This window comes from Enterococcus malodoratus (assembly GCF_027659535.1).
Classification (GTDB): Bacteria; Bacillota; Bacilli; order Lactobacillales; family Enterococcaceae; genus Enterococcus_A; species Enterococcus_A malodoratus.
Genome location: NZ_JAQDPG010000022.1, coordinates 1 through 3,758 on the forward strand (window position 1 = coordinate 1; position 3,758 = coordinate 3,758).

At 35.7% G+C, this 3,758-nt stretch carries 8 protein-coding genes; 2 read left to right on the forward strand and 6 right to left on the reverse strand.

Going from position 1 to position 3,758, the window contains the following annotated elements; translation table 11 throughout:
- Window positions 1-39 precede the first annotated feature (39 nt).
- The 5 genes from PGP85_RS21080 to PGP85_RS21100 form a co-directional block, all read right to left on the reverse strand.
- Entirely contained in the window at window positions 40-555 is a 516-nt protein-coding gene (locus PGP85_RS21080) for a YopX family protein (RefSeq protein WP_270329168.1), read from the reverse strand.
- Window positions 539-838: a hypothetical protein gene (locus PGP85_RS21085; RefSeq protein ID WP_270329169.1), complete on the reverse strand. Its 300-nt coding sequence runs from the start codon at window positions 836-838 to the stop codon at window positions 539-541. The genes PGP85_RS21080 and PGP85_RS21085 overlap by 17 nt, the downstream gene beginning before the upstream one ends.
- A gap of 131 nt (window positions 839-969) precedes the next feature.
- A complete protein-coding gene (locus PGP85_RS21090) occupies window positions 970-1,524 on the reverse strand; it encodes an NUMOD4 domain-containing protein (protein ID WP_270329170.1) in 555 nt (184 codons plus the stop codon).
- Window positions 1,517-1,900: a hypothetical protein gene (locus PGP85_RS21095; RefSeq protein ID WP_270329172.1), complete on the reverse strand. Its 384-nt coding sequence runs from the start codon at window positions 1,898-1,900 to the stop codon at window positions 1,517-1,519. Before PGP85_RS21095 ends, PGP85_RS21090 begins: the two co-directional genes overlap by 8 nt.
- 8 nt (window positions 1,901-1,908) lie before the next feature.
- Window positions 1,909-2,412 (reverse strand): DUF1642 domain-containing protein, encoded by a 504-nt coding sequence (locus PGP85_RS21100; protein WP_270329174.1) that lies wholly within the window; start codon window positions 2,410-2,412, stop codon window positions 1,909-1,911.
- Window positions 2,413-2,534: 122 nt separating this feature from the next.
- Here PGP85_RS21100 and PGP85_RS21105 point away from each other — a divergent pair, with 122 nt between their 5' ends.
- Both PGP85_RS21105 and PGP85_RS21110 read left to right on the forward strand, forming a co-directional pair.
- Window positions 2,535-2,930 (forward strand): hypothetical protein, encoded by a 396-nt coding sequence (locus PGP85_RS21105; RefSeq protein WP_270329176.1) that lies wholly within the window; start codon window positions 2,535-2,537, stop codon window positions 2,928-2,930.
- Between the two features lie 4 nt (window positions 2,931-2,934).
- Window positions 2,935-3,351, forward strand: coding sequence for a hypothetical protein (locus PGP85_RS21110; protein ID WP_270329178.1), 417 nt, complete (start codon window positions 2,935-2,937; stop codon window positions 3,349-3,351).
- A gap of 143 nt (window positions 3,352-3,494) precedes the next feature.
- Here PGP85_RS21110 and PGP85_RS21115 read toward each other — a convergent pair whose 3' ends face one another.
- Entirely contained in the window at window positions 3,495-3,704 is a 210-nt protein-coding gene (locus PGP85_RS21115) for a hypothetical protein (protein WP_270329181.1), read from the reverse strand.
- Between the last annotated feature and the right edge of the window lie 54 nt (window positions 3,705-3,758).

A 3,758-nucleotide genomic window follows, 5' to 3' on the forward strand; every position in this document is an offset into this window, starting at 1 on the left:
CAACTTTTAACGTATGTTGCTCGATTAGTTCTTTTAATTTCATTCTATCGCCTCCAACAGCTCTGGATTTTCGTAGATGTTACCTAAAATAGTTACATCGCTGGATGATAAGTTAAAATTGTGCAAAAATATTTCTTCTAAATCTTCTGCATCAGGCAAACTCATAGAAACAGAAATCCCATCAATTTCACTAGGTATAGGTTTCGGAGTATCGAAGTCATACTTAGCATTTTTGATTATCCATGCCATTCCCGTTTCGTCTTTATCAACTACACCTATCATATGGTTTTCTTGGTAATACCCCATCGGCCACTCTTCCCAAAAGATATCAATGATGTCGCCTTTATAAACATCCTTTTCCTGGTCATCCTCATATTTATCGTCCATATAACCTTTCAGTCCTGTTGATTGCATGAGTTCGATGTCACTAAAACTGCAATAGTAACCTTTTCCGTTATTTGCTTTTAAATAAATCAAGCTATCATCAAAATGAATCTCGGTAACTTTTCTAATTTTTATCACGTGTTTATCCCACGCTCTAAACTTCGGTATCATTGTCGTCCTCCGATCGGTATTTCTTAATTTTATCCTCGTAAATGGCAATTTCTTCTTTAGTTGTCGGAGCCAGTCTATACGTGTCAAATCCAGCTCCAAAAAGGCAGTAGATATTTTCATCGTCCCATTGATACCAATCGCCCCATGCCAGCGTCGCTAATTCATCGTCTTCCAAAACATCATTCCAAATTTCGTTTTGAGATACTTTTATTATTTTTGAAAACGCATGAGGATTCGCATCTGTCAATTTATAGACTTTGCCGATTTCAATTTCTGACTTCATTTTTCCTCCTCTATTGCTTCGGTTACCGGATCTTTATTTTCTGTAGTATTTGTTGTAGTCAATGATTCCCATGACTAATAGCCACAATAAAAATCCTATAAAACAGAATGCAGTAAATTTCTCTATGCTCATCATTCCGCCACCTCTTTCACTGATTTCCACGAAATATTGTGGACTATATTGAACATTGTCGCGTTCGAGACGTGGTACTTTTTCCTAAGTTCGGCTTGACTGATGCCGTTATTGTACTGATTTCTAATTTCTTGTATTTCCTCTTCTGTAAATTTGGCTTCTGGGTGTCGCGACCCCTGGCAATAAAGTTCATTTTTCGCTGCATGTCTTTTGTTTTCCGCATCGGTTACCCATTCAAGGTTGTTCGCGTTATTGTTGCTTTTATCTCCGTCAATATGATTCACATATTTTTTATCTCTGGTTTTTCCATCAACAAAGCAAACAGCTACTAATCTATGGAGTTTATATCTAGTACATGTATGTTTTCTTGTGTTTGTTATATTTATAACTTTGTATCCCCTATTAGTTTCTGAAATATTAAGTTCCTTACCTTCATACCAACTTTTTATTCCATCTTTTCTGTAAATAAATCTACTGATACTTCTCACTCTGCCAAAATTAGATACCTCGTATAAATGACCTTCTAGCTCTATCGTTTTCCATTTTTCATTCATTGGATTTGCACCCCCATTCCGCAAAAGCTGCTAAGACTTGGAATTGTTGCGCTTTGGTTAGTCTCGTTCGCACGAACAGCTCGTGGATATTTATTGTGGAGTACACAGTCCCGAACGGGCTTGACCATTTAGTTCGCTTGTATGCTTCCTTCAACCACTCCAACACGATCTGTTGATTGTCGTTGAGTTCAACCGGCAACATATCTCGAAATTTATATGTGTTATCAATTAGCCAATATCTAAGATATGGATTATCTATATAGTTATGGCCTGAATTGTAAATTAAATCATTCATAATCCGATCGAATGATCCTTTTGTAAGATTGTGCTTATCAATCCATTCTTTTACGAACTCAATCGTCATATTTTCTTCCATTCTCACACCTACACTTTCTCGACTGTGCCGCCAGTGATATATGCGGTATACATTGCCGTTTCCTCATTGTCAAAGAGGATCGGCTTTTTCTTCGTACTGTCGAAAGCCCAATGTAACGAGTTGCCATACCCTGCTTCTATTGATGTCAGACAGTATTTTTGATCATTAATTATTTTCCACTTCGGCTCTTCCTCGACCTCGTAGCCGTCTGTGTAAGCTTTTGAGAATATAGCTTGATGCTCTTCATCTTTAAGCCATTCCCAAACTTTCTCAGGCATTCCACGTATGGTTTTAAACACTTCCCACAGGGTTAGCCCTTCCGAGTGGCACCAAACGATGTATCCCGCCACACATTCAGGCACTTTGACTTTCTGCGGTTCGTCTAGCTGGTCAAGCAACTCTCTAACTTTAGCGGCTTTTACGTATCTATCTTTTTTTCCATTGATATCATGGCATTCTGTACACCATGCTCCATGTTCTCTGAGCTTTTCAATCAATTCTTGTTTATTCATTTCATTCCTCTTTTCTCTTTGATAGGCTGAGTTACATTCCAAATTGATTTTCCATTATAAATATTTTTATCTAGCTTAGTAGAGTCTCTTTTTCTGATATAATCACGTTAGGGAGTGATGTCATGGATAGAGTAAATGCTTTTGTGACTTTTATCGAAAAATTTAATACTTTGATTGGATTTCTTTCATTCATAGTTTCTTGTTGTACATTATTTTTCTCAATCAGGATCAAGCATAAGATTGAAAATGCCAAAGATGAGCAAGTCCTCAATCTCAAAAGCGATCAAATTATTGGTGATTTAAAGGCGTATTCAATTTTTATCGACAAAAATGATACTGATAACATCGATGTACATTCCCTAAAAATGTTTCTTATTGATCTTGAAGAGTCCTATCCCCTGCTCAAAAAGAAAAAGAAAAAAATATTTAGATCACTATATTCCTCTCTGAAAAATAAAGAATGGGATACAGTTAAGCGTTGTATATCAAACCTAAGTGCTTATATTGAAAGGATTTGACTAAATGGAAAAAAAAGATATTGTCAATAAACTAATTAATGAAACAGCCGAGAGAGTTTATTGGTGGCAAAAATACAACGACAACGATTCAAATTTTCATCACAAATTTTTTGAACACTCTCAACACTTTATTCCAGATGTTTCATACGTTTTACAAGTTAAGCAAGGAATCTTTTTGTTAGCTACATTTCAAGGAATGATGATTCCCTCAGGTATTACTGAAGAAATTTCTCTTCGTTTTTATAAAAACAATGCAGAAGAACTTGAGGAACGTATTTATGATAGTTCACCAGAACTGTATGCTTTAAGAAAACTAATAGAATTGAATATTAATAATATTGTTCCAAATTTTGATAATCATGATCCTTCAGATCAAATTGACACTCCAAGTGACGCCTTAACAGATTTTTTGGACAACTAAGTAAAACTGTGTTCAGCTTTTTAGTTGAACGCTTTTTTTATAGCGGTTCAATTGCTTCTTTGCTTTATAGAGTTGATTTAACGTGATGCAATTTATAATTAGTAATATTAAATTCATTTTTTTCGCCTCCTTGATTGGCGTGGTTAGCGGACTAATTGAATATCAATAAGTCGCTCTAACACTTCCCATTCATTTTTCGTCATTACGATATCATGCTGAGTATTTTCAGGTTCCCTAACTGTTTGGATGCAAACCTCATCTTTGCTTACATCAAAATACAAGACACTTTCTCCGCCCACATGTTTACTGATAAAGCGCATATTGTCGGCAACGAAACCCTCTTTTTTACTCATTCGCCGTCCTCCTAATCACTCAAACTGTCACTAATCATTTTTTCTAATTCCATC

Excerpts from the sequence above, each read along its gene's own strand:
- PGP85_RS21080 (WP_270329168.1), bottom strand. The coding sequence starts at position 555 with ATGATACCGAAGTTTAGAGCGTGGGATAAACACGTGATAAAAATTAGA.
- PGP85_RS21085 (WP_270329169.1), bottom strand. The coding sequence starts at position 838 with ATGAAGTCAGAAATTGAAATCGGCAAAGTCTATAAATTGACAGATGCG.
- PGP85_RS21090 (WP_270329170.1), bottom strand. The coding sequence starts at position 1,524 with ATGAATGAAAAATGGAAAACGATAGAGCTAGAAGGTCATTTATACGAG.
- PGP85_RS21095 (WP_270329172.1), bottom strand. The coding sequence starts at position 1,900 with ATGGAAGAAAATATGACGATTGAGTTCGTAAAAGAATGGATTGATAAG.
- PGP85_RS21100 (WP_270329174.1), bottom strand. The coding sequence starts at position 2,412 with ATGAATAAACAAGAATTGATTGAAAAGCTCAGAGAACATGGAGCATGG.
- PGP85_RS21105 (WP_270329176.1), top strand. The coding sequence starts at position 2,535 with ATGGATAGAGTAAATGCTTTTGTGACTTTTATCGAAAAATTTAATACT.
- PGP85_RS21110 (WP_270329178.1), top strand. The coding sequence starts at position 2,935 with ATGGAAAAAAAAGATATTGTCAATAAACTAATTAATGAAACAGCCGAG.
- PGP85_RS21115 (WP_270329181.1), bottom strand. The coding sequence starts at position 3,704 with ATGAGTAAAAAAGAGGGTTTCGTTGCCGACAATATGCGCTTTATCAGT.